This is a genomic window from Variovorax sp. Soil_C_17 (assembly GCF_057657265.1).
On record NZ_JBDGIT010000001.1, the window covers coordinates 121,879 to 147,331 of the forward strand.

At 70.3% G+C, this 25,453-nt stretch carries 18 protein-coding genes; all 18 read right to left on the reverse strand.

Translation table 11 applies throughout. The features are described 5' to 3' along the window. Positions 1-9 precede the first annotated feature (9 nt). Complete coding sequence (locus AC3A6Y_RS00590; RefSeq protein WP_487866293.1) at positions 10-684, reverse strand: DUF3540 domain-containing protein; 675 nt, start codon at positions 682-684, stop codon at positions 10-12. A 20-nt stretch (positions 685-704) separates the two neighbouring features. Continuing rightward, a complete protein-coding gene (locus AC3A6Y_RS00595; protein ID WP_487866294.1) occupies positions 705-1,757 on the reverse strand; it encodes a pentapeptide repeat-containing protein in 1,053 nt (350 codons plus the stop codon). Further along, positions 1,754-4,360: a DUF2169 family type VI secretion system accessory protein gene (locus AC3A6Y_RS00600; RefSeq protein WP_487866295.1), complete on the reverse strand. Its 2,607-nt coding sequence runs from the start codon at positions 4,358-4,360 to the stop codon at positions 1,754-1,756. Before AC3A6Y_RS00600 ends, AC3A6Y_RS00595 begins: the two co-directional genes overlap by 4 nt. 14 nt (positions 4,361-4,374) lie before the next feature. Then, positions 4,375-7,272 carry a type VI secretion system Vgr family protein gene (locus AC3A6Y_RS00605; protein ID WP_487866296.1) on the reverse strand — a complete coding sequence of 966 codons (2,898 nt, stop codon included), beginning with the start codon at positions 7,270-7,272 and terminating at the stop codon, positions 4,375-4,377. After that, positions 7,265-8,671, reverse strand: a complete 1,407-nt coding sequence (locus tag AC3A6Y_RS00610) for a tetratricopeptide repeat protein (protein ID WP_487866297.1) — start codon at positions 8,669-8,671, stop codon at positions 7,265-7,267. The genes AC3A6Y_RS00605 and AC3A6Y_RS00610 overlap by 8 nt, the downstream gene beginning before the upstream one ends. A gap of 16 nt (positions 8,672-8,687) precedes the next feature. After that, positions 8,688-10,088: a tetratricopeptide repeat protein gene (locus AC3A6Y_RS00615; protein WP_487866298.1), complete on the reverse strand. Its 1,401-nt coding sequence runs from the start codon at positions 10,086-10,088 to the stop codon at positions 8,688-8,690. Continuing rightward, positions 10,085-10,900 carry a hypothetical protein gene (locus tag AC3A6Y_RS00620; RefSeq protein ID WP_487866299.1) on the reverse strand — a complete coding sequence of 272 codons (816 nt, stop codon included), beginning with the start codon at positions 10,898-10,900 and terminating at the stop codon, positions 10,085-10,087. The genes AC3A6Y_RS00615 and AC3A6Y_RS00620 overlap by 4 nt, the downstream gene beginning before the upstream one ends. Then, the gene (gene tssH, locus AC3A6Y_RS00625) at positions 10,897-13,683 is read right to left on the reverse strand and encodes a type VI secretion system ATPase TssH (protein ID WP_487866300.1); all 2,787 of its coding nucleotides are present in this window, start codon (positions 13,681-13,683) and stop codon (positions 10,897-10,899) included. The genes AC3A6Y_RS00620 and tssH overlap by 4 nt, the downstream gene beginning before the upstream one ends. Before the next feature lie 118 nt (positions 13,684-13,801). Then, a complete protein-coding gene (gene tssG, locus AC3A6Y_RS00630; protein ID WP_487866301.1) occupies positions 13,802-14,881 on the reverse strand; it encodes a type VI secretion system baseplate subunit TssG in 1,080 nt (359 codons plus the stop codon). A gap of 68 nt (positions 14,882-14,949) precedes the next feature. Further along, positions 14,950-16,854, reverse strand: coding sequence for a type VI secretion system baseplate subunit TssF (gene tssF / locus AC3A6Y_RS00635; protein ID WP_487866302.1), 1,905 nt, complete (start codon positions 16,852-16,854; stop codon positions 14,950-14,952). Positions 16,855-16,947: 93 nt separating this feature from the next. Continuing rightward, positions 16,948-17,463, reverse strand: coding sequence for a type VI secretion system baseplate subunit TssE (gene tssE / locus AC3A6Y_RS00640; RefSeq protein ID WP_487866303.1), 516 nt, complete (start codon positions 17,461-17,463; stop codon positions 16,948-16,950). Continuing rightward, positions 17,456-18,277: a type VI secretion system accessory protein TagJ gene (locus AC3A6Y_RS00645; RefSeq protein ID WP_487866304.1), complete on the reverse strand. Its 822-nt coding sequence runs from the start codon at positions 18,275-18,277 to the stop codon at positions 17,456-17,458. Before AC3A6Y_RS00645 ends, tssE begins: the two co-directional genes overlap by 8 nt. 29 nt (positions 18,278-18,306) lie before the next feature. Next, positions 18,307-18,864: a type VI secretion system tube protein Hcp gene (locus tag AC3A6Y_RS00650; protein ID WP_487866305.1), complete on the reverse strand. Its 558-nt coding sequence runs from the start codon at positions 18,862-18,864 to the stop codon at positions 18,307-18,309. A 330-nt stretch (positions 18,865-19,194) separates the two neighbouring features. Then, positions 19,195-20,298 (reverse strand): hypothetical protein, encoded by a 1,104-nt coding sequence (locus AC3A6Y_RS00655; RefSeq protein ID WP_487866306.1) that lies wholly within the window; start codon positions 20,296-20,298, stop codon positions 19,195-19,197. A gap of 14 nt (positions 20,299-20,312) precedes the next feature. Further along, entirely contained in the window at positions 20,313-21,083 is a 771-nt protein-coding gene (locus tag AC3A6Y_RS00660; RefSeq protein ID WP_487866307.1) for a hypothetical protein, read from the reverse strand. Between the two features lie 17 nt (positions 21,084-21,100). Further along, positions 21,101-22,762: a murein transglycosylase A gene (gene mltA / locus AC3A6Y_RS00665; RefSeq protein WP_487866308.1), complete on the reverse strand. Its 1,662-nt coding sequence runs from the start codon at positions 22,760-22,762 to the stop codon at positions 21,101-21,103. Between the two features lie 54 nt (positions 22,763-22,816). Further along, positions 22,817-24,691 carry a protein kinase domain-containing protein gene (locus tag AC3A6Y_RS00670; protein ID WP_487866309.1) on the reverse strand — a complete coding sequence of 625 codons (1,875 nt, stop codon included), beginning with the start codon at positions 24,689-24,691 and terminating at the stop codon, positions 22,817-22,819. 91 nt (positions 24,692-24,782) lie between these two features. After that, entirely contained in the window at positions 24,783-25,427 is a 645-nt protein-coding gene (gene tagF, locus AC3A6Y_RS00675; protein WP_487866310.1) for a type VI secretion system-associated protein TagF, read from the reverse strand. Positions 25,428-25,453: the final 26 nt, after the last annotated feature.

Below are 25,453 nucleotides of genomic sequence, written 5' to 3' on the forward strand. Positions count from 1 at the left end.
GCGCGGTCCTCAGCCGAAGTGGATTTGCGCGCCACGGGCCTTGACCAGCTCGCGCCCGTTGACCAGCGCATGCTCGCCCTCCAGGCGCATCAGCTGCTGCGCCTGCACTTCGACGTGCGTGGCGCTCACCTTGTCCATGCCGTCGGTGTGGCGCAGGTAGTTCTTGCTGAAGTGCTCCACCCGGTCGACCACGCTCGACAGCAGCGCGCCCACCAGCTTGATGCGCGAAGCCACCAGGCTCAGTTGCCTTGCCACCACGTCGGCGCTGTCGGTGGCCAGCGTGGTGCGGCGGGCGCTGGCATCCAGCGCCTCGGTGCGCAGCTCGATGCGCGCCGCATTCAGCGCGAGCGTGCCGCCGCTGACCTCCAGCCGCGTGTCGCCATCGCATTGCAGCACCTGCGGCACGCCCTCCTCGCGCTGGAGCACTGCGAGCACCCAGGTTTCCCGAGGCGCCACGCGCAGGCAGGCAACGCTGTCGCCGTTGGCCGGCGCCAGCAGGCAGCTCGCGGCGCGCGCGGCCGGCAGGCGCAGGTTGCCGCTTTGCACGACCAGCGCGCCGCCTTCGGCCTCGGTCACCATGCCGACGCACCATTGGCCCGCCAGGGGCTGGTCCGGGGCCGCAGCCGCGCCCGGCGTGCGGCGGCGCTTGCGGCTGGGAACGGAAGAGGAAAGGGGTTCGCTCATGGATTGCCTCGCGGAAAAGCTCATGTGGGCAGGGGCTGCCAGCGTTCGGCCGCCTGCAGTTCGGGGTCGGTTTCGATCGCGCTGCCGCGGTCGCTCATCAGCGCCTGCTCGGTCAGGCTGGCATGCAGCACGGTGCGTGTCATGCGGGCGCCGCGCAGGTCCGCACCGCTCAGGTCGGCGTGCCGGAAGTCGGCATAGGTCAATTCGGCGTTCTGCAGCTGGGCGCCGCCGAGCATCGCGCCGGCGAAATGGGCCTGGTGCAGCTGGCAGTTGTTGAAGCGCGACCGCGGCAGGCGCGCACCGGTGAACAGGGCCTGGCGCAGATCGGCGCCGCTGAAGTCCACGCCGGCGCCGGCGGCGTCGCAAAAGAGGCTCGCCGGCGCGCCGGCCTGCACGAAACGCGCACCGTCGAGCTGGGCACCTTGAAAGTTGCACTGGCGCAGGCCCACGCCGCTGAAGTCCGCGCCCGCCAGGTCGGCAAAGGAGAACTGGCAGCCTTCCAGCTGAAGGCCCTCGAAGGACTTGTTCTTCAGCGACGTGCGAAAGAAGTTGTTGCGCAGCATGCGCGCGCCCACCCAGCTCAGCTGCGTGAGGTCGCATTCGCTGGTGGTCGTGTATTGCCAGCTGGTGTCGTCCAGGCACACGTCCACCAGCGAGGACTGGCTCAGCAGCGCCGAATCCAGACAGACGGCGCGCAGCACCGCGTGGTCGAGCTTGCACTTGGACACGGTGGCCATGGCCAGCATCGCGTCAGAGAGCTGGACATGGACGAGGTCGCACTCGGCGAACACCGCGCCGTGCAGGTCGCAGCGGCGCAGGTCGGCATGATCGAGCAGGCAGCGGTTGAACACGGCGCGGCGCATCTGTGCGCCGGTGGCCAGCATGCCACGCAGGTCGCACTGGTCGAACACCGCCTCGCGCAGGTCGGCGCCGCGCAGGTCGGCCTCGGCCAGGCTCACGCGGGTGAACACGCCGCCGCCCAGGCCCAGGCCCGCGTAGGCGCCCTTGCTCAGGTCCTGTCCCTCGAGGGTCTCGCCCATGGAGACAGCGAGCGTGAGCAGCAGCGGCGTCATGGCATGGACTCCTGCTGCTCGCGGGTCAGGCGCGGCCAGGTGCGTGCGCGGGTGAGCAGCGCACCGTCGAGCCGCGTGGCGCCGTCCAGGCGCACGCGGGCCAGGTCGGCGCCGAAGAGGTTGGCACGCCGCAGGTCGGTGCCGCGCAGGTCGGCATGCTGCAGGATCGCGTCGCGCAGGTCCACGCCCGAGAGATTGGCGCCGCCGCAGTCGGCACGGCGCAGCAGCGCACCCTGGGCGACGGCCAGCCGCAGATCGGCGCCTCGCAGGCGGGCGCCGGACAGGTTGGCGCCCGCCAGCAGCGCGCGCACCAGCCGCGCGCCACCCAACTCGCTGCCCCCGAAATTGAACCGCCGCAAGTCGGCCTCGCTGAGGTCCGCACGCGCCAGGCTGCAGCCCTTGACCGCCACCGCGCCGGCCGCCTTCGCACCGCCCATCAGCACGCCGTCCAGCCGGCAATTGACGAAGGTGCTGCCTTCCAGCACCGCGGCGCGCATGTCCAGGCCGGCCAGCTCGCAATCGATGAAGTTGCAGGAGGAGAGGCGCGCGCCCGGCCAGCGCATGCCTTGGAGGTCGAGCTTGTAGAAGGTCTGGCCCTCCAGGTCGGCTTCGCTCCAGTCGGCCTCGCCCCACGTGCTTTCGAGCAGGTTGGCCTTGGTGAAACGGGCGCGGCGGGCCTGCGTGCCGGCGAAGCTGCAGCGCATGAGCACCGCATCGGAGAAGTCGGCGCCATCGAACACCGCGCCGGCCAGCCGGGCGCGGCCGAGATTGGCCTTGCGAAAGTCGGTGCCGATGGCCGTCGCGCCATCCAGCTTCGCGTGCGCGAGCACGGCACTCTGGAACTTGGCGCCCGACAGATTGGCGCCGCGAAAGTCCGCGCTTTCCAACCAGGCCTCGCGAAAGTCCACGCCGCGCAGGTCCAGCCCGGAGAAATCGGCGCCGGTGAAGTCGGCGGAAAAGAAGCAGCGGATGCCGGCCTTCACCCCCCGCGCCACCTCGTCGCGCAAGCCCGCGGCCTCGGCCGCCGGCATGGGGTGCGCCGGCGGCTGCACGTGCGCGGTCTGCAGGTAGCCGGTGCGGTGCGTTTCCTGGAGCATGTAGAGCTTGCGCACCAGCGGCGGCAATTCGAGCGGCGGCTTCAGGTCCTTCGCGGCGGCCTGGATCTGCGCGAGCTGCGCCGGTGCGCTGAAGGCCGGCGGGCCGCGATGGCTCAGCGCCGACAGCGGCACGCCCTTGGCCGAAGCCGTCGCCAGTCCCTTCTCGAGCAGGCTGAGCGCGTCGTCCACCGCAGCCCATTGCTGCACCCGTGCCTCCTCGAGCTTGGCCTCCAGGTAGGCCGGCAAGGCGTCGCCCGTGGGCAGCGGTTCCGGTGGCGGCATGCGGATGCCCAGCGCGTCCGGGTCCTTGCCCATGGCGCGCACCTTCTCGCGCGCCATCTCCACCTCGAGCTCGGCGCGCCGGTACTGCGCCTTGCCCTGCAGGCCTTCCATGGCGAAGGGGGCCTTGGCCTCCTCCACCGCCGGGTCCGCGGTCGCGATGCCTTCGGGCAGCAGGTCGCTGTCGATCAGCGAATAGATGGCGCCCAGCGTGGGGTGGGCGCGGTGCGCGAGCGCTTGCAGGTAGTGCGCATCGTCGCGCGCCTGGCCCAGGCGCTCGACGGCGCCGAGCAGGCTGGCCACGTCGGACGCGTCGTCGGTGCCGATCTCGGCCAGGCCCTGGAAGATCGCGATGCAGCGCTCGGCATGCGGGAAGAACCACAGCGTGGTGAGACGCAGCGGCACTTCGCGGATCTTGGGTTCGCCCTCGGGCATGGCATAGCCGACGAAGACTCGCGCGCGCAGCCCGGGCAGGCGGCCTTCGAGCAGCGGACGCGTCGGGTGCATGTGGTGGAAGGAGAAGGACTCGTCGCCCACCAGCGGCGTGTCCATCCACTGGTCGGATGGCGCCAGGTTGAAATAGCGCCAGTCGGTGTCGGGCGCGAAGCCGGGCGCGTGCTGCTCCATGTAGTTCGCGTCGTAGGTGCCGCGCAAGGCCACGCGTTGCGGATGCATGGGGTCGAGTGCACCGAAGCCGGCCGGCGCGATGGCCTGGCCGGGGTGGTGCAGCCTGTCGCCCGGCAGTTCGAGGTTGGGCAGCGGCAGCACGCCATCGTGGGCGAGGCGGCCGCGGCCGGCCGGGTTGGATGGGAAATCGGGGCCGCCGTAGGCGCGGGACCAGTCCAGCGGCATCGAGGCGAAGGGAGCGGGCGCGCCGGGATGGTCGCCATGCCAGCTGCGATCGCCGAAGACCAGCACGGTCTTCTCGCGCCCGCCCACGCGGGCCCGCACGGCGCAGGCGTTTGGGCCGGCCGGCTGGCCGGCCGGCGGATGCGCATGGCCGTGCACCAGGAATTCGGGCGTGAGCTTGGACACGCCCTCGTCGATCATCGGCTGCGCCATCTCTTTGGCCACGAAAGCCCACATCGACTGCTCGGCCCACAGGGTGCCACGTTCGCCCTGGTCGAAGGGCAGGTGGAGGTAGGCGCTGACGCACAGGCCGAAGCGCTTGCGGAATTCGATGGGGCGCGTCGACAGTCCGAGCGCCTGCGGCTTGAGGACTTGCATCGAGCGTGCTGCCTTCAGCCCCCACTGCCGCCTGCGCCGCCGGCGCCGCCACCGCCACCGCCGCCACCGCTGCCGCCGCCACCGCCCGCGCCGGCGCCGGTACTCGGCGGGGTGGCGGGCGGCGCGATCGGCGTGCCGTCCGCATTGGTCGTGGCGCCCGCGCCGGCCAGCTGCTCGGCCCCGATGGCATCGCCGCCGGTGAACATCTCCAGGAACACCTGCAAACCCGTGCCCACCACCGGCACCGCGCCGAGGATGCCTTGATTGCGCCGCATGTTGGTGAGCATCGCCAGCGAGCTCAGGCGGCCCGCCAGGCCGGTCATGCCGGCCGCCTGCGCCTCGGCCGCAGCCTCGTTCAAGGCCTGCGCGGCATCGGCGTACTGCTTGAGCGTGGCGCCGATATCGGCGAAGGCGCTCCCCGCCCCGGCCACCGCGCCGAGCGCGCCCGCCACCGCCGCGCCCGTGACGGCCCCGCCGCCGCCGCCCGGCGAAATCGTCTTCAGCGGCGTCAGGTTGAGGTCGGCCGTGGCGATCGACTTGATCTCCGGCGCCACGCAGTTGACGAGCTTCACTCCCAGCGTGTTCTCGATGAACACGCCCCCGTTGTTGCTCATGGCCAGTGCCAGCGCGTTGTCAATGCTCAGGCCCATGAAGGTGGAGCGGGTGATGCCCAGGTTGGCCTCGCTGTTGGTCCCGATGTAGCCGCTGGTGTTGGGCCCCAGGATGGTGGTGTTCGAGCCGATGGCCGTCTGGTCGATGTTGCCGACCGACATCATCTCGATGCCGGTGTTGCTCATCAGCTTGATCTTGTTGGCCATCAGGTTCAGCGGGCCGGTCGGTACCGTGATGTTCTTGGAGCTGGAGCCCGTCACCATCCAGTCGATGTGCGGGGTCTCGAAGCTCATCGAGCCGGCCTTGTAGGTGAGCTTGCCCGTCACCGACACCGTCTGGTTGCCCACCACGGTATGCGTTTCGCCCGCGCGGTAGGTGGTCTTGCGCGCGCCGACCACGTCGACCGTGCTCGTGCCGCCCACGGTGAGCGCGTCGTTGGCGTCGACGAAGGTCGTGCGGTTGCCCACCACCTGGTTGTTCTGGGCGCCCTTGACGGTGTTCTTCTGGTCCACCACCACCATGTTGGTGTCGTTGCGCGTCACCGTGTGCTTGCGGTCGCGGTCCACCAGGCTCGTCTGGTCGCGCTTGACGGTGATCGACTGGTCCCGGTCCACGCTGGTCGAATCGTCGCGTTCCACGCTCCGGCTCATGTCCAGCTCGGCGTGGATCGACAGCATCTCCTCGCCCTTCTTGTCCTCGAACATGATCTCGTTGTAGTTGCCGGCATTGCCGCCCGGCGTCGAGCGCGTCCTGAAGCCGCTCTGCGTCGGCGACTTGTACGGGATGAACTGCTCGTCGTTGTAGAGCCGGCCCACGATGACGGGCCGGTCGACGTCGCCGTTGAGGAAGTCGACCAGCACCTCCTGCCCGATGCGCGGAACGAAGTAGCCGCCCCACCCCTTGCCGCCCCAGGGCTGCGACACGCGCACCCAGCAGGTGGACTTCTCGTTGCGCTTCTCGCTGCGGTCCCAGTGGAAGTGCACCTTCACGCGGCCGTGCTCGTCCACGTGCAGCTCCTCGCCCTGGGGACCGACCACGATGGCGGACTGCGGCCCAGGCATGGTCACGCGCGGCGTGAGCCGGGGCGGCTTGAAGGGCACATCGAGCGGGAACACGGTCAGCAGGAAGGTGCAGATGCCGCGCTCGCCGGTGCGCATCTGCGGCGTGTCGTCCAGCAGCTCGCGCAGCACGTCCAGCGTGCCGGCGTTGACCGCATCCTCGGCCAGCGCCTCCTCCAGCAGCTGGCCGACGGTGCGCGGCTTCTCGCGGAACTCCAGCGCCTCGTACCCGGGGTGCGTCACGATGAAGGTGCAGGCGCCGATCACGTAGTCGCCATCGCGCGTGCCGTCGGGGTCGCCCTCGTAGCTGAAGCTGCGGCCGGCCGCCACGTCGGGCCAGGAGGTCAGTGCCCATTGGCGGTTGCGGCGGGCCACCAGCTCTTCGCCGCGGATCTTGGCCGTCTTGTCGGCATCGTCGCTGGAGAAGTAGCCGCCGGGGAACTCGAAGACCTCGAGGTCCGCCAGCTCGTGCGTGTCGGCGGCGTCCATGTCGGCGCCCAGCTTCTTCTTGATGGCCTTGAAGTCGCTGTCGCGCGTCGAGTGCTTGCCGGTGTCGAAGCGCCTGGCACTGATCCAGCGCGTGATCTCGTTGAAGCGCCCTTCGCTCGCGCCGTCCTCGACCCATTTCAGCGTGTCGGTCACCGGCAGCTTCTGGTGCGCCACGTCGCTGCTGTCGGCCAGGTGCATGGTGCCGGGGGCCTCGTGCGCGTCGAACCAGTAGTAGATGCCCTCGTCCTCCAGCAGGCGCGAGAGGAAGGCGTAGTCGCTTTCCTGGTACTGCACGCAGTAGCGGCGGGCGTTGTGCGTGCCGATCACGTTCTCGCTCTTGACCTTCTTGAAGCGCTTGACCGGACTGTCCTCGAACACCGCATCAAGCACGTCGAGCACCGGCTTGTCCTGCTGGATCCAGGAGTTCTGGCGCTTGCTCAGCAGCCAGAACCAGGAGCGCAGCTGGATGCGGTACTCGAAATGGCGTCCCACCTGCGAGGTGCGCATGAAGCGCACCGCATGGCCCTCGCAATGCCGCTCGTGCTTGCCGCCGTCCTCGTCCAGGAACTCGATCGTCACGTCGAAGGCGCGGCCGAGGATGTCCTTGGCGTCGATCTGCTGGTTCTTCGACAGCACCGACAGCTCGTACACCGAGGGCCGGGAAAGTCCCTCGTGGCCCACCACGCTCCAGAACATCAGGTCGCCGTTGACCGGCGAGTCGCTCTTGATGGTGAACTGAATGTCTTCAGCCATGGCTTCGCTTTCTGCTTTGTCGCCTTGGTCCGACAGAGGACCCACGAGGTGCTTCTTTTCTGCACGAGACCACCCAGCCCTCGACCGGTTTGCCGGCCTCCACGCGCAGCTGCACCCCTTCCAGCCCCTCGACCGCCAGGCCCGCGGCCGCGAGGCTCTCGCGCAGGTAGCTTTCGCGATGGCTGTAGCGGCCGTGAGGGTGCAGACGGAAGCCGGCGCGTCCGTCGTCGGTCAAGGCCTCGACGGTGAAGATCAGCCAGCCCGCCGGTCGCAGGATTCCTGCCGCCGCGCGAAAGAAGGCGCGCAGCTCGCCGAAATAGATCAGCGTGTCGGCCGACACGACGAGGTCGCGGGAGGCCGGCTCCGCGCCTTCGAGAAAGGCCGTGAGCTCGGCCTTCGTGAGCGTGTCGTAGGCCTGCCGCAGCCGCGCCTTGTCGAGCATCTGCTGCGACAGGTCGACACCGGCCAGGTCGCGCGCGTACGGCGCGATCAGCGGCCCGCACAGACCGGTGCCGCAGCCGGCATCGAGCACCGCCAGCGCGCGCCGCGGCTCGCCCAGGTGCCGTGCCACGGCCTCGGCGATCTGCGCCGGCCCGCGGTAGTGCAGACGCGTCAGCGTTTCGTCGAAGCTGTCGGCAAAGCCATTGAAGGTGCGCTCCACGTAGGCGTCGGCGGCGCGTGCCGGCACGGCCTCGCCCGAGCAGCCGGCGAGATGATGGAGCGCCGTCGGGTCTCCGGGGACCCGTTCCAGCCAGTCCCGATAGACCTGCGCCGCCGCGTCCAGTTGTCCGAGCCTGCGGTAGACCAGGCCCAGCATGGGGCGCGCCGCCGTGAGCTCCGGGTTCAGGCGCAGCGCCTCGTCGAGGCAATCCCGTGCCTCGTCGTTGCGCGCGAGGCGCAGCAGCACGCGCCCGAGGTTGGCATGGACTTCGGCCTTGTCGGGCTCGAGCGCGACGGCTTGGCGCAGCGTGGACTCGGCTTTCTCGAGCTGCCCCCGGTCGCCCAGCAGCACGCCGAGGTTGTTGTGGACGTCTGCGCGTTCCGGCGCCAGCCGCATCGCCTGCTCGTAAGCCTCGGCAGCCGCGTCCTTGTGACCGCTGAGCAGCAGCACGTTGCCGAGATTGCTGTACCAGCCGAACTGCGCGCCGTTCAGCGCGATGGCCGCACGGATCAGCTCGATCGCCCGCGCATGGTCGCCGCGCTGGTGCACCGCCAGGCCCTGGAAATGCAGCGCCTCGGCATGGTCCGGCATCGCTGCGAGGATGCGCCCGTAGGCCTGCTCTGCCTCGTCGAGACTGCCTGCGTCGTGCAGCTCCCGTGCTCGGGCGAATTCCAGCTCGGGGTCGCAGGCTTCGGCCAGCCGCGTCGTCGCGTCGATCGAATGTGAGGGGTGGCTCATCGCGTCTGGCTCCTTGTCATCGTGACGACAATGAGTGACCTGGAAGTCCCACCGGTTCCGCGCCGCCGCCGGGCGCCTCTTTCCTGCACGACACCACCCAGCCTTCGACTGGCTTGCCGTTCTCCATGCGAAGTTGCGCCCGCTGCAGCCCTTCGACCGCCAGGCCCACGGCCGCGAGCACCTCGCGCAGGTAGTGTTCGCGATGGCTGTAGCGGCCATGGGGGTTGAGCTGGAAGCCCGCCCCGCCGTCCCCGGTCGAGGCCTCCGCCGTGAAGATGAGCCAGCCCCGCGGCCGCAGCGCGTTCGCGGCCGCCCGGACCACGGGATGCAGGTCACCGAAATAGCACAGGGTGTCGGCGGACACGACGAGGTCGTAGGAGCCCGGCTCCACGCCGTCCATGAAGGCGGTGAGCTCGGCCTTGGCCAGTGCGTCGTACACCTGCCGCACCTGCGCCTTGGCCAGCATCCGCTCGGACAGATCGACGCCTTCCAGCCGCCGCGCGTACCCGGCCAGCAAGGGACCGCACAGCCCGGTGCCGCATCCGGCGTCGAGCACGGCTATGTCACGCCGAGCTTCGCCCAGGCGCTGCGCCACCGCCTCGGCGATCAGCGTCGGGGCGCGATAGTCCAGCATCGCGAGCTTGGCATCGAAGCTGTTGGCGAAATCGTCGAAGACCTTCTCCACGTAGGCGTCGGGCGCCCGCTCGGGCACCCCGTCGCCCGTGCAGGCGGCGAGGTGGTGCAGGGCCTCGGGGTGCCCGGGCTCCTCCGCCAGCCAGTCGCGGTACACCTGCGCCGCGTCGTCGAGGCGCCCGAGCATCTGGTAGGCCATGCCCAGGGCATGGCGGGCCTTGACGAACCTCGGGTTGAGCACCAGGGCTTCGCAGAAGGCGGCGAGCGCCTCCTCCTGGCGCCCGAGGCCGTTGAGCAGGCGGCCCAGATTGCTGAAGGCGTCGGCGTAGGCGGGATCGAGCGCGATGGCACGCCGATAGAAGGCCTCGGCCTCGGCCGGGCGGCCCTGCTCCCGGCGCAGCACGCCCAGGTTGTTCAGCACGTCCGGCCGATCGGGCGCGAGCGCGCACGCACGCGCATACGCATCGGCCGCGGCATCGACACGGCCGCTTTCCAGCAGCACGTTGCCGAGGTTGTTGTGCCAGTCCGGCACGGCGTCGTTCAGCGTGATCGAGCGGTGGATCAACCCGAGCGCCTCGTCGTTGCGCCCGCGCATGTGCTGCAGCACGCCCATGAAGTGCAATGCGTCGGCATAGTCCGGCACCGCTTCAACGATGCGCGCATAGAGCATGTGGGCCTCGTCGAGCCTGCCCGCGCGGTGCAGGCGGACCGCCAGCTCGAACGCGTCCCGGACGCTCAGATCCTGGATGTGGGGGGACTCCGGCGCCACGGCGTGCGTCTTCACGTGACCTTCATTCTCTGGCCGTTCGTGTGGACGAAGTAGTCGCCGTCCAGGGTGCACGACACCTTCTTCGAGTTCGGCGTGAGGAAGTTGAGCGCCCCCTCCCCCTTCCAGAAGCTGGCCGTCGTTTGCGGCCCCGCGCGCTCGGGCTTCAGCTTGAGCTTCGTCTCGACCGTTGCCAGGATGGCATTCTTGTTCTTGTCGCGCGCCGACTGCTGCAGGCGCTTCGCCTCGGCTTCCTGCAGCATCTGGTTCAGCCCCGCGAGGCCCCCCGGCGAGATGCTGTTGCGCCGGTCCTTGTGCATGCGCCTGGCGAAGGGCACGTTCTCGGGCCACTCGGCGCAGTCGAACTTGTCCTGCGCCCAGTTCGGCTGGTTGTTGCGCACCCGCGCCGAGAAACGCACGCCGCGCCAGTGGAAGTGCTGGGCGCCACTGTAGTCGGTGACTGTCGTGTCGTCGCAGACGTCCAGGTGGTAGAGGACGGGGTCCTCGCCGTTTTCGACCACGGAAACCTGCAGGTGCGGGTTCGCGTACGGCTGGTGGATGCCCTTCGTGATGTAGAGCACGCCGGTCGAGCCCGCCGACGTGTACACCTCCTTCAGGTTCATCAGCGCCTTCTTCGCCTTGTTGGCGTTCTGGTCCGCGTCGCTGTAGTTCAGGTTGACAAGCAGCGCCTTGGCATTGAGCACGATGCGCTGGTGCTCGGCGAAGCCCATCGCCGATTCCTTGTTCGGGTTGGTCGAACCCGTCGCCGAGTCCTTCGAGTAGCCGTCCCAGTTCGCGTCCTGCTGGATATCCGCCGGCAATGTGATCATTGTGGCGTCCCCGCAGCATCGAACGCATAGCTGAAGTTGCCATCCGCGACACCCACGCGCACCCCTTCGATCGGCTTGCCTTCCATCATCCGGTTCAGGAACTCGCGGCTGACATCGGGCAGCATCGTGTTGGTGAGGATCGCGTCGATCATCCGGCCGCCCGATTCGCTTTCGGTGCAGCGGCTCACCACCAGCTTCACCACGTCGTTCCCGTACTCGAAGGGGATCTGGTAGCGCGCCTCCACCCGCTTCTTGATGCGCTTCAACTGCAGCTCGACGATCTTGCCGAGCATCTCGTCGGACAGCGGGTAGTAGGGGATGGTGACCAGCCGGCCCAGCAGCGCGGGCGGGAAGATCTTGAGCAGCGGCTCGCGCAGCGCCTTGGCCATGCCTTCCGGGTCGGGCATCAGCTCCGGGTCCTTGCACAGGCTGGCGATCAGGTCGGTGCCGGCGTTGGTGGTCAGGAGAATCAGCGTGTTCTTGAAATCGATGCTGCGGCCTTCGCCGTCTTCCATGAAGCCCTTGTCGAAGACCTGGAAGAACAGCTCGTGCACGTCGGGGTGGGCCTTCTCCACCTCGTCCAGCAGCACCACGCTGTAGGGCCGGCGGCGCACGGCTTCCGTGAGCACCCCTCCCTCGCCGTAGCCCACGTAGCCGGGCGGCGCGCCCTTGAGCGAGCTGACGGTGTGCGCCTCCTGGTACTCGCTCATGTTGATGACGATCATGTTCTGCTCGCCGCCGTACAGGGCCTCGGCCAGCGCGATGGCGGTCTCGGTCTTGCCCACGCCGGAGGTGCCGGCCAGCATGAAGACGCCGATCGGCTTGCCCGGGTTGTCCAGGCCGGCGCGTGCGGTCTGGATGCGCTTGGCGATCATCTCCATCGCGTGGTCCTGGCCGATCACGCGCTGGCCCAGCAGCCTCGGCAGGCTGAGCACGGTCTCGATCTCGTTGCGCTGCATGCGGCCGACGGGGATGCCGGTCCAGTCGGCCACCACCGAGGACACGGCCTGCGAATCGACCGAGGGCAGGATCAGCGGGGACTCGCCCTGGATCTTGCTGATCTGCGCTTGCAGCTCGTGCAGCTCGCCCAGCAGGGCAGCGCGGCTTTGCCCCTCCGAGCCACCACCCTCCGTTCGGGCTTCGACAAGCTCAGCTCGAACGGGTTGATTGGCTTCGACACGCTCAGCCCGACCGGGTTGATTGGGCGCATCCACCGGCTTGTTGCCCTCACGCAGCCTCCCGCGCAGCGTCAGCAGCCGGTCGACCAGCCCCTTCTCTTCCTTCCAGCGCGCATCGAGCTTCTCCAGCTGCGCCTTCGATTCCGCCAGCAGCGCCTGCACCTGCGCCGAACGCTTGCCCACGTCGATGCCGATCGCCTCCTCGCGTCCGATGATCTCCTGCTCCACCGTCAATGCCTCGATGCGGCGCTGGCAGTCCTCCACCTCCGGCGGCATGGCGTGCTGCGAGACGGCCACCCGCGCGCAGGCGGTGTCCAGCAGGCTCACCGCCTTGTCGGGCAGCTGGCGCGCGGGGATGTAGCGGTGCGACAGCTTCACCGCGGACTCGATGGCCTCGTCCAGCAGCTGCACGCGGTGGTGCTTCTCCAGCACGCTGGCCACGCCGCGCAGCATCAGGATGGCCTTGGTCTCGTCGGGCTCGGGCACCTGCACGACCTGGAAGCGCCGAGTCAGCGCCGGGTCCTTCTCGATGTACTTCTTGTACTCGGCCCAGGTGGTGGCGCCGATGGTGCGCAGGTTGCCGCGCGCGAGCGCGGGCTTCAGCAGGTTGGCCGCATCGCCGGTGCCCGCCGCGCCGCCCGCGCCCACCAGCGTGTGGATCTCGTCGATGAACAGGATGATCGGCGTGGGCGAAGCCTGCACCTCGTCGATCACCTGCCGCAGCCGCTGCTCGAACTCGCCCTTCATGCTGGCACCGGCCTGCAAGAGGCCGATGTCCAGCGTGAGCAGCTTCACCTCCTTGAGCTGCGGGGGCACGTCGCCGCGCGCCAGGCGCTGCGCGAAGCCCTCCACCACCGCGGTCTTGCCGACGCCCGCTTCGCCCGTGAGCAGCGGGTTGTTCTGGCGGCGCCGCATCAGGATGTCGACGATCTGGCGGATTTCCTCGTCCCGCCCGGTCACCGGATCCATCTCCCCCTTCTTCGCCTTCTCCGTGAGGTCGACAGCAAACTTCTTGAGCGCATCGCCCTTGCCCATGGCGGCGGGCGCCATCGCGCCGGCGTCCTCGCCGGGCGTGCCCGCACTTCCGATGCCTCCCATGCCGGTGCCGTCCTGCGCCCTCATCTTCGATTCGGGCGAGGCATCGCAGATCTTCGCGAAGTTGTCGGCCAGGTCCTCGACCTTGACCTTCTCGAACTGCTTCGACAGGCCCAGCAGCGGGTTGCGCAGGCCGGGCGTCTTGAGCATGCCCACCAGCAGGTAGCCGGTGCGCACCTGCGCCTCGCCGAACTGCAGGGTGGCGTAGGTCCAGGCGCGCTCGATCGCGTTCTCGATGTGCGGCGAGAAGTCGCTGATGGCGGTGGCGCCGCGCGGCAGCCGGTCGAGTGCGGCCGTCATGTCCTTGGCGATCACCGAGATGTCCAGCCCGTAGTGCTGGATCGCGCGGTGCAGGTCGGAGTCCTGCGACTGCAGCAGCTGGGCGAACCAGTGCTCCAGTTCCACGTACGGATTGCCCCGCATCTTGCAGAACACCGTGGCGCCCTCGATCGCCTTGTAGGCGAGCGAATTGAGCTTGCCGAACAAGGCCGTGCGGCTGATTTCACTCATGATGCCTCCTGTAGAACCGCCTCGAAGGAGGCATGCGCCCCCTCGGAGGGCAGCGAACGAATGTGAGCTTGGGGGTCCATGGATCTCCTCGAATGCATGACGGACAGCCCCCTCGGTCTTATTGAACTGCGGTGCGACGCATCGGCGCATCGCCATCGATACGGACATCGGCCGCGTCGCGCGCGCGCCGCTCGCGGCCCAGCCACGAGACCCAGCCCAGGCGCGGCGCATTGCCCTTCAGCGTGCCGAGGCGCGCAGGCGGCAGCTCTTCCTTCTGCAGGATCAGCTCGGCGTCCCAGTACAGCTCGTCGCCCAGCAGCTGCTGCATCCACCGCCGCAGGGCGGGACGCCCATCGCCGGTGGGCAGGAACATGCGGTACTGCTGGAGGTCGAGCGGCCCCAGGTGCAGGCGCACGCGGTGCTGGCGGTCCCAGGCGCGCCGCCCCAGCATCGCGCCCATGCCCAGCGAGCGCGAGGCCTCGCCGCGACCCAACCGGGTGAACTCCTCCTGCGGCAGCGGCATCCAGTGGCCGACCCAGGGCTCGAGCCGCACCGGCACGCCGAAGTAGCTGGCGAGCACGGCCTCCACCCCCTCGGCGTTGTGCACCTGCCGCAGCAGGCGGCCGGAGAAATGCAGCCGCGCGTCGTCGTGGATTTCGTCCCGTTGCTGCCGCGCGGGGGTGCCGATGCCGACCAGCGCGCCCACCCGGCGCCGGAAGCCGTCGTCCTGTGGCCGGTCCAGCCCCACCGCAGGCCGCGCCTGCGTCCAGGCTCGGTAGAAGAGGAGCGAGAAGCGGTGCGAGAAGGTGTCGAGAAACGCGAGCCAGGTCGGGTCGCCGTGGTTGATGGTGCGCTCGCGGATGAAGTCGCTCAGGTGAACCGGCAGCGGCCCGTTGGGCCCGAGGTAGCCGAAGAAATGCTGGCGCAGCCGCGGCGGCGAATGGGCACTCGCGGGCTCGAAGCGGCTGAAGCTGGCGGGTGCGAAGGACAGCGAGGGCTCCTGGCCGACGCGCACCGGCTCGGCACCCGGCAGCAGCGCGCGGCCCCAGCGCGGCGCAGGGGCCGCGATGCTTTCGAGCCGGCGCATCAGCGCGAAGTAGTCATACGCCCAGGGCTGCTCGCCGCAGGCCTGCAGGTGCCGGCCGACGCTGGCGGCTGGCCGCGCGCCGGCGGCGACGGGGATCAAAAGAGCCCCCACGCTTGTCACTTCGTGTACTGCGCTGCCCCCCGAGGGGGCCTTTGCGCCTTCGGGCGGCCGGGCGGCGCTCACAGGATCGGGCGTGCCCCGCACAGCGGCCTCCATCGCATGATCTCGCCGCGGCCGGCCGCGCTGAGCACGGTCTCGACGAAGTGGTTGACTTCCACGTGCCGCGCCAGGTAGCGCGCCAGAACCGCGCCGAAGAGAAAGGCGCTGTGGCCATGGAAGGCATTGCGGTCGACCTCGAGCGTGACCTCCAGCCCGCGGCCGAAGGCGATCGGCCCGGCCAGCGGCAGGCGCCGCGTCACCGCTTTCGACCGCACCGAGAGCAGGCCGCGCACCTGGCCCTGGCGCACCTCGTCGCCATGCACGGCGTAAAGCATGAGCATCTCGCGCAGCGCGGCCGCGCCCTGCTGCGCGGAGCTGTCGGCGAGCGACAGATAGTTGAGCGCCAGGTGGTCGATCACGCGCCAGCCTAGTCCGTGGCTCACCACCGGCGAGACCGGTCGTGAAGGCCCGCGCACCATGCGCACCCGTTGTGCCGGAAAGGCGTCGATGCAATCGAAGTCGTTCTCGCGGCCCAGCGGCATCAGCAGCGGCAGGTCGCGGTTGGTGACCAGCGCGCTCACGGCCAGCTGCCGCAGCGAGCTTGCATAGGGCGCCTGCTGCGGGTCGACGATCTGCATGTAGGCCTCGGAGCCGATGTGGCTGCTGCGATGGCCATCGGTGCGCTGCCGTGCCGAAGGCATGCGCGGCTCGCGCGTGGTCGTGAAGTAGGCCGGGTGGCTGTGGCGGCTGCCGTGGAAGGCCGCGTAGAAGGGCAGGAAGGGCAGCTCCGGCGTGGCGTCGGCGCCGGCCGGGTTGCCGTGGCCGATCACCTCGGTGACGGTATGGACCTCGAAGTCCTGCGGCCGCGTGCGGTCGGGCACCAGGTGGAACTGGCTCACGCCTTCGTTCACCGTCACGCGGTCGAGCCGCTTGGCAAAGAGATTGATCGCCGGCACGCAGTGCAGCTGCACGTTGTCGGCGCTGACGAGCTTCTCCAGCGCCGCATCGCCCCGCGAAAACAGCACCACCAGCTCGACCTCGCTCACCGCCATCGAAGACAGCACGCGCTGCAGGTCCACGATGCGCGCGAACTGGAAGCGCTGCGGGAAGGCGAAGTACTCCTGCACCAGCCGATGGCCCGAGAAGCCGGTGGCGGTGACGGGCAGCAGCGCCTCGTCGTCCTCGAAGCCCACGGGCTGGACCGCACTCGCCGGCAACTGCCGCACCGCGCCCGCCGCGGCGCCTGCCGCCACGCCGCCCGCCGACAGCGGTTGCACGAGCACGCCCAGGGGCTTGCCGAGCATGCACTCGTGCAGCTGCCAGGCCACGTCCTCGGCGCCGCCGAAGTGGATCAGCAGTTCGTCCAGTGCGATCTGGTTGAACTTGAGGCCTGCGGTGGCACGCAGTGCGATGCGCAGGCCGCCGCGGATCTCGCGCGACTGCGGATGCTGGGCCAGCGGCAGATCGGGCGCATAGGTGAAGTACTGCGCGCGCTGCACCTCGACGGGCCAGAGGCGCAGCGCGCACGAGGTGCGGAACTCGCAATGCGTGTTCTGGCCCACGGCGTGCCGCGCGCGCAGGCCGCTGCCGCGCGCCAGCGTGGGGCCGCCGGCGAGATTCGCGTCGTCGGGGTCGATGGCCAGGGACACCACGATCATCGAAGGCGTCGGTGCCATGAACTGCGGATAGACGATGTCCAGCAGGTGGCCGGTGAAGCGCGGGTACTCCGCATCGAGCTTGAGGCCGACGCGCGCGGCCAGGAAGGCGGTGGCCTCGATCAGCCGTTCGACATAGGGATCGGCGACGTCCTGGCCCTCGATGCCCAGGCGGTGCGCGATTTTCGGAAAGGCGCGCGCGAACTCGCCGGAGCTCTCGCGGAAATAGCGCAGCTCCTGTTCGTACAGCGTCAGCAGGCGCGGGTCCATGCAGCGCTCCGGGGGGCTTTGGGAAATGGCCGCCTCTCCCACAGGGAGAGGGAGCAAGACCTCACGCACGGGTGATTCATGGATTGGCGGGCCCTAGCGCTGCGGAAGCGCCACGTCTTCGATCTCGATGCGCCCCTCTTCCAGATCGATCCGGCTGCGCATGAGGAACTCCAGCGGCACCGGCTGGGCCCAGAGCAGCCCGCGTATCTGGAGGCCGATGCGGTTGTGGGAGTCGAGAGCCGAGCCTTCCATGACGAGTTCCACTTCGAGTGTGCGAGGCAGGATGCGGGGCTCGAACTGCAGGATGGCGTTCTTCAGAGCCTGTTCCATGCTGACACGCTGAATGGACGACGTGAACTGGCCGGACAGCATAGGCAATCCGTAGTTGAGCACCGAGCGCGCCGCATTCGGATAGCGCTTGTCGTCGAAGGGCAAGCCGTACCCGGTCGCGTTGAGCAGCCACGACAGATCGCGCAGCATCGCCTGGCGCAGCGCCTGGCGGGTCAAGGTGCGCTTGTCGTCACTCTCGCGCTGCTCGCTGGGCGCGTGGTCGACCAGCCGGTCGAGCAGCGAGGGCTGCAGGCGCTCCTGGGCGATCTGCTCAGCCATGGGCCGGCTCTTGCTGCGCCGCTGCCGAGAACAGGATCTCGCGCACGTCCAGCATGGCGTGCTCCTCGCCGTCGTCGCCGCCGAGCATGCGCTGGCCCCAGCCGGCCCACACCTCGGGCCGCAGCTCGCGCCACTCGGTCTTGCGCGCGAGCTGCAGCGCGCCATCGGCGCAGGCGTGCGTGCCCTCGTAGCGCGTGGGCACCAGCGCCAGGGTTTCGCCGCCGTTCTCGAACTGCAGGTGGGCCGGCAACCACACGCAGTCGCGCAGGTCCTCGGGCGGATCGAACTTGATGTGGGCCAGGCGGGCGAAGGGAATCCAGTAATAGCGGCCGTTCACGAAGGCCTCCAGCACCGGGCCCAGGCGCATGTCGGCGTCGGCCAGCCACTCGAAGGGCTTGCCGTCCAGCGTGCCCGGAGTCGCGGGGGCGGCGTCGAAGGCGCGCGTGCGCAGGTCCTCGGCCAATGCCGCATCGCCGGCGCCCTGGCGCAGCAGCGACTCGATCAACAGCGCGAGCCATTCGTCGGGCTGGCCGAAGACCATCGGCGTGCGCGTGCCGGCGAACACCTCGGCGCGCAGGCCCTCGCAGCGGATGGCCTCGCCGTAGACCTGCTTCATCGGCACGGCCAGCGCATCGAGCTCGGCCGCGACGTTGAGCTGGTTGAGCGCGCGCTCCCACTGCCCGAGCACGCACAGCAGCTGCGCCATGAAGACGCGCAGCTTGGCGTCGCCCGGCCTGGCGCGCACCTCCTCGCTCAGGGCCTTGAGGGCGCCGGCAGGGTCGGCGGCTTGAAGGAGTTCGGCGGATCGGGTCATGGGGTGCCTTTCGTGAGCCGGGGATTCATTCATTCAGCATTCATGACGCAGCTGCGCACGGCACCGCGCTGGCCCGTGCCCTTCTGCGCCGCGGACCGGATCTCGATCTTGCGGTAGCGAAAGAACAGGATCTCGCAGGGCCGCCGCGGCGTGCCGCCGGTCAGGATGGAATGGGTGTCGATGCGGGCGCCCTCCAGCACGATCTCGAGCGTGGGCTGCATGTCCCTGGACGAATCGCCGCCGGCCTTGAAGACCGAGAGCTCGACCTTGATGTCGCTGTCCTGGTTCTTCATCAGGCTGGCGATGGAGGCCGTCGCCGCATCGCAGTTGCGCACGACGATCAGGCTGTGGCTGCGCACCTTGCCCTTGCTGGCGCCCGGCGGGGTGACGACCTCGGCCAGGTAGGCGTAGCCCGCGATGTCCATGCGCTGCTTGCCGTCCTCGTACTGGCGCGCGGACTCGCCCTCGACGACTGCGCCCTTGTTCTCGATGAGCATCGCGAAGTCGTTGTCGCTGGCGCCGGACATGTGGTCCAGCAGGCGCAGGGCCTCGTCGGGGTCCAGGGTGCCGTCGATCGTCCAAGACATCTTCTTCTCCTCGGTGAATGAATGAATGAATGAGCTATTTCGAACGCGGTCTTGCGGGGCATCGCGGCGAAGATGAGCCACCGCTTTTCTTGACGGACGAACTGACCTTGCTCCCTCCCCTTCCGGGGAGGGCTGGGGTGAGGGCATCGTTCGCTTGTCTTGGCGGTGCGCTTGATCCGAGGCCGGAGCCCCCACCCCCACCCTCCCCCGGAAGGGGAGCGAGCAAGACCTTCAACACCGCATGTCTCATAGCGCCCACGCGCCTGCCCATTTCGAGTACTGCGCTGCCCCCCAAGAGAGCCTTCGCGCCTTCAAGCGGCCGGCCGGCGCTCATGGCCCCTCCACCGATTCGACGAGCGGCGAACCCGCCAGCATCGCACGTCCCTGGGCCGCATCACCGCCCGCCAGACGCAGCCGCCATCGCCCCTGCGCATCGGGCCCGCCGATGGCCTCGGCACCGGCCGAGCGCAGCAGCGCCTGCGCCTCGGCCATGGGGGCGCCGGCCTTCCAGCGCAGCAGCAGGACTTCGGATGCGGCGGGCGCCCCGGCCTCGGATGTGGCGCGAAAGCGGAGCTCCTCGTCTTCGCTGCCGGAACGCAGCAGCGCAAGGTTCTGCACCACCACCACCAGCGCCAGCAAAATCAGCGCCGGCCGCACCACCCGGTCGGCGCGAAACCAGCCGGCGAGTCGGGGCCACCAGCCGTCGGCCAAAGGCCCAGCGACTACCGGAGTGCCGGCGGGCTTCGCCGCGGCCTGCAGCTGGGTCGCCAGCCGCGTGGCAGCCTCGAGGTACAGGCCCTGGTACTCGGCACGCGGATCGTCGACGCCCAGCGGCGTGCCGGAGAGCACCGAGAACACGCCGCCCGCAGTGCGCAGCGCGATGCGGCCGGGCTCCGGCACGATCGACAGCGGCCGCTGCACGGCCCATTCGTCGTGGACCGCGCGAACGGCTGCCAGCCGCGTGGCCGAGAGCTCGCCCAGCACGCGCGCGCACAGCTGCGGCCGCTGCTCGAGAGTGATCACGTTCCAGGTCTGGATCAGCCCGAACATGGGCTCGAAGGGCTCGTCACCGGGCTCCAGCAGCACGTCGTAGGCGCTGACCCAGTCGGCCTCGCCGGCGGCCAACCAGCCGCGCCACAACTTGTCGTGCAGGCACTTGTCGAGCAGCACGCCGAGCAGGCGGCCGTCGTGCAGCACGCTCAGCAGCCGGCCCGGCGCCCAGCGGGCAGGAAAGGCCCGCGCGGCCACCGCCCCGCGCCGGCGAGCCAGCTCGGTGAGCGGCAGCAGCAGGCTGGCGTCGGAGGCGCGCGCGGGCGCGGGGTCGGCCTCGGCCGGCACCAGGGCTTCGCCCGCCGCGGCATCGCAGGCGCCGACGAGGGTGCCGCGGATCAGGCTGAGGGGGGGCCAGAGTTCGAGCGTCATGGTTCTCGTCATGAAGTCGTGTTTCTTCAGGCCCAAGACGCTTCGGCACCGAGGATTTTGAAGACCTGCCGGATCGCGCCCATGTTCCCGGCCTCGATCGGGATGCCCAGGGTCTGCGAGATCCACTGGCCCAGGGTGGTGCGGGCGTAGTCGGCCGGCAGGCCCTCGCGCTCGTGCACCAGTCCGAGCCGGCCGGCGCGGTAGTGATAGGAGGCGATGGCGTGGCGCGAGGCCGGGCCCGACAGCCCGCCCTGCGCGTCACGGCCGAAGCCTTCGCACAGCAGGATGCGCTCGGGCTCGGGCAGGCCGGCAATGAAGGCGCGCGCCGCGGCCTGGACCGAGTGCGTGTCGAGGCCGTGCTCGGCCAGCGCATCCTCCGCATCCTCCGCGGCGCCGACCGCGGCCTCGAGCCGGTCCCCGGTGAGCTGCTCGCCGCTGGAGAGCCTGCGGCGGAAGCTGCCGGCGCGCGTGCAGTCGACGAGGTAGCGCCGGAACTGGGCGCACAGCGCCACGGCGGTCGACGGTGCGCTGCCGTGGCCGCTGGCGTCTGCTTCGCCGCCGTGTTCCTCGGCCTCGTCGGGATCGGCATCCAGGCGCAGCACCTTGGCATAGACGAACTGCGCCACCAGCTCGGCGCGGCTCTCGGCGAGCGCGCGCGATTCGGGCGGGTGGCAGCTGCCGAGCGCGCTGCCGACCATGCGGTACATCTCGCCCATCTCCTGCGAAGACAGCGTCTGCCGGCGCCGCCAAAGACGGGCGAGCTCGACGCTTTGCTCCGAGGAGAGGGTGTCCTGCATTGCGCTCGTCGCTGAACTCAGTCGTCGACGCAGGTGTCCTCTTGCGGCACCAGGCACTGCGGCAGATCCGCGCCCACCGCCGCGCCGCGCGTACGGATCGTGGAGGTGGTCGCCGCCGCCACCGCCAGCCCGCGCGGCAGCAGGACCCAGAGCTGCCCGCGCTCCTTCATGCGCCGCGCCTGGCTCGCGGCCTGCTGGCCGTTGCCGAAGAAGTAGTCGGCGCGCACCGCGCCGCGGATGGCACCGCCGGTGTCCTGCGCGATGGTGAGGCGCTGCATCGGCGCGCCGCTGTCGGGCGTGCGCGTCGAGACGAAGACCGGGTAGCCCAGCGGCGTGGCGCGCGGGTCGACCGCGATCGAGCGGCCGGGTTGCAGGGGCACGCCGAAGGCGCCCACCGGACCGCCGGCGGTACCGATCGCTTCCTTGAAGAAGACGTAGCTCGGGTCCTTGATGCCGGAGCCGAGCACCGGGCTGGTGGCGCGCCGGCCCGGCACCAGCACCGCCCCGCTGGCTGCGGGCAGCGCCAGCGTGAAGCCGCGGGTGCGGATCACCTCGCCGTCGGCGACCTCGTCGTCGCCGTCGTCCAGCTCGAGCTCCACGCCCAGGCCGCGCGTCTTCACGCGGCTGAGCGCCTTGCCCGAGGACGACTGCGCGATCGTGGGCCGGAAGGGCTGGCCGTTCTGCTCGGCATAGGCGACGCGGACGACCTCGCCGCTGGGCAGGCGGATGCGGCCCGAGCCCTGGATCTGCATCTCGTAGAGCGCGGTGGCGCTGCTCACGAAGGCCAGCACGCGGGCGTTGGGCGCGCCCTTGGTCTCGATCTCCTCCCGCGTGTAGTAGGGCAGGAGGCGCTTGCCCTCGATGCGCAGGCGGACCTTGCGGTCCAGCGTGTCGCGCGTGATGCCCGAGAGATCCAGCGCGTAGAGGCCCGGCGCGCCCATGTCGCGCGTCGAGAGGCCCTGCTGCACCACCACGCTGCGCCCCTCCACGCGCGCGGCCACGGTGCCGCTGCCGGCCGGCAGCTTGCGCGCGTCGGCGAAGAGCATGTCCTCGGGCTGGCCGTAGACCGGGTAGATGTAGGGCGGCGCGTAGCTGCGGCTGCCGGCGATCTCGGGCTCGAAGTAGCCGGTGACCACGCCGTCGGGCCGGCGGTCGTCGTCGCGGATCTGGTAGGCCGAGAACTCGCGCTCGTAGAAGCCGCGAATGGCGGGGTTGCTCTTCGGGTCCACCGTGACGGCGCGCTGGCAGATCTGGCGCCACTCGGTGCCGCGGCCGGTCAGCACCTTGCAGCTCCCGAGAAAGGCCGGCCAGCTCTCGGCGAAGTCGTCGCGGCCCCAGCCGGGCACGGTGTCGAAGCCGACCGCCGTGTAGGTGGCGAGCTGGGTGGAGAAAGTGCGGGCCTGGCCGGCCACGCTGGCGCCGCCGGGCGCGGCGGCGGGCCGAGCGCTGGAGGGCGACGAGGTCGACCATGAGGGCGAAGCCGGCTGCGTGGCCGGCGGTGCCGGAGCGGGCGCCGGCGCAGCGGCCACGGGCGCCGCCGGCGCCGGGCCCGGACCGGTGCCTGGGCCCGGCATGGTGCCGCAAGCCGCCAGCAGCGCCGCGCCGACGGCGGCACCGCCCCAGCGTGCCGGCGCGCCGCGCAGCGTCGAAAGAGAGAGGGTGAGGGCTGCTTGTGTCATGGAGAACTCCTGGTCCGAGGGCCGCGGGCGCAAGGGCCCGCCGCTTGAAGGCGATTACTTCTCGGTGATCTTGAAGAAGGCCGTGCCATAGGCATCCTTGCAAGGGGTGTTCGGCGCGCAGATGGGCTTGCCCAGCAGTGGCGGCGGGCCACTGCCGCGTGCGGATTCGAGGGCCGCCAGCACCGGCAGCGGGAACTGCGGGAACACGCCCTCGCTCTGCATGCCGGAGCCGCCGAAGTCGCGCTCGTGCTCGCTGACCAGCACCGCGAACTGGTTGACGCCGGCCGGCCCGCCCGCGTCCATCGGCCAGGAGGCGCGCGGCAGCGTGAGGCTCTGGCCGGCGGCGATCTTGTTGTACTTGTCCAGCAGGTTGGGAAAGAGCAGGAACATCTCGCCGCCGCTGGAGAGCAGGTAGACGTAGACGAAGCCCTCGCGCTTGCTGCGCAGCTCGAAGCCCAGCTTGTCCTTGCCGATCGCGACTTCGCTCTTGCGCGGGCTCGCCGCCACCTCGAAGCCGGGCGCGGCGCCCTCGGCCAGCGACTGCAGCGACTCGGCCGGCGTGCGCGGCCGGGGGGGCGGCGGCGGTGGTGGAGGCGGTGGTGCGGGCGCCTGCGCGACTTGGGGCGGTGGCGCCGGCGCGGTGCTCACCGGCGCCTTGACGTCCTCGGCGCCGCCGCCGGCGCGGCCTTGCCACCACCACCATCCGCCGGCCGCGGCCAGCACCGCCACCGCGGCCACGCCGGCCAGGGCCGCACCCTTGCCCTTGGCAGGTGCCGCGGGCGCGGGCGGCGGCGGGAGCGAACCGCGCGTCGAAGCACGCGACGGCGCGGCCGGGGGCCGGATCACCGTCACGCCGCCGTCCAGCCCCAGCGACTCGCGCAGGGCGGCCATGGACTGCGGACGCGACTCGGGCCGCACGCCCAGGCCGGCGTCGATGGCCGAGAGCAGCGCGGGGCTGTAGCGCTGGCGCAGCGCCTCGTTGCCCGAGAGCGGCACGTAGCTGTCGGACAGGAGCCGCGCCACCGAGGGTGGCGGCGCGCGGCCGCTCACCGCCACGTGCATCACGGCGGCAAGCGCATAGACGTCGGTCCAGGCGCCCTGCGCCATGTCCGGCATCTCGGCGTACTGCTCGATCGGCGCGTAGCCGGGCTTGAGGATGACGGTGATGGCCTGCGTCTTGTCGGTGATCACCCGCCGCGCGGCGCCGAAGTCCAGCACCACCGGCCGGCCCGAGCCTTCGAGCAGGATGATGTTGTCGGGCGCGATGTCGCGGTGGTAGCAGTGGGCCGCATGCATCACCGACAGCGCCTGCGTCACGCCGTCCATGATGTGCAGCAGCCAGCCTTCGTCGGCACCGCCCGGCATCGCGTGCAGGGCCTGTCGCAAGGTGTCGCCGCGGTAGAAGGGCATCACCATGTAGGTGGTGCCGCGCTCCTGCCAGAAGCGGTAGACCTTGAGCAGCGAGGGGTGGTCGAACTGGGCCAGCAGCCGCGCCTCGTTGATGAAGCTGCGCATGCCCAGGTCGAAGGTCTCGCGGTGCCGCTCCGACAACGGGGTGACGGTGCCGTCGCCCTGGCGGGTGGACAGCGAGCTGGGCAGGTATTCCTTGATCGCGACCACCCGCTCCAGCGTCGGGTCCCAGGCCTCGTAGACCACGCCGAAACCGCCCTGGCCGACGATGCGCGTGACCTCGAACTCGGCGAGCCGGCTGCCGATGGGGAGCAGGCCGGCCTGCTCGTTGCCGCCCGACGTCGTGTGCGAGGTGGCCGCCAGGGTCGGGGTCTGGCTGGGCGGCACGGTGGGGCCGCCGGCCGTGATGATGGTGGCGTCGTCCGGCGCGGGCGCAGCAGACGGACGGCCGGTGATGACCTGCGTGGGGTCGTCGTCGCCGGGGGGCACGGGCCGCGAGGAGGGGTTCCGCTCGGTCATGGGATCAGCTCCCCCCGGCTCGTGGGTGAAAGCCCAGACCTTGCTCCCTCGCCTTCCGGGAGATGGAGCAATGCCGGAGATCGAGCAGTTGTCACGACCATGCCTCCTGGCGCACGCCCGGCTCGGTGCCGAAGCCGAAGAGCGCCTCGAACTGCTCGTCCTGCGGCAGGCCGTTGCTGGTCATGCCGGGGCCGCGCTCGGCGCCGGGATCGGTGAACCACAGCGAATGGCCGACCTCCGGCAGCGCCAGCGGCGGGTACTCGCCGGTGTCCGCCTCGGCCGCGTCGGCGGCGAACAACTCCTGGAGCCGCGCATCGAAGCGCGATGCGTCGAGGTCATGCTCCAGCCCCTCGAGCGCGGCCTGGGCGGCCAGGGTCCACCAGCGCCGCGTGCGCGCCAGCACCTCGCCTTGCAGCTCGGTGCGCGAAGAGACCAGCTCGGCCACCAGCGTCAAGGGGAAGTAGCGCCCGACGCCGTCGACCGAAGGCATCAGCACGCCGAGCCAGCTGCGCCCGTCGATCACGCCTTCGCTCAGCACGAAGCACCACAACGGCGCCTTGAGATAGCGCTCGGTCCAGTCGGTGTGCCGCGCGCGCAGCTTGGCCAGGCCGTTCTGCAGCCAGCGGTCCCAGGGCTCGCGGAACAGCTCCGGCATGCGGCGCTGGGCGAAGTCGCCCATCCCGGGCAGCTTGCCGAACCAGCCCGGGGCGATGGTCGAGCCGTTTTCTTCCGTCATCGAACAGCCTCCCCCAGGCTCGTCAC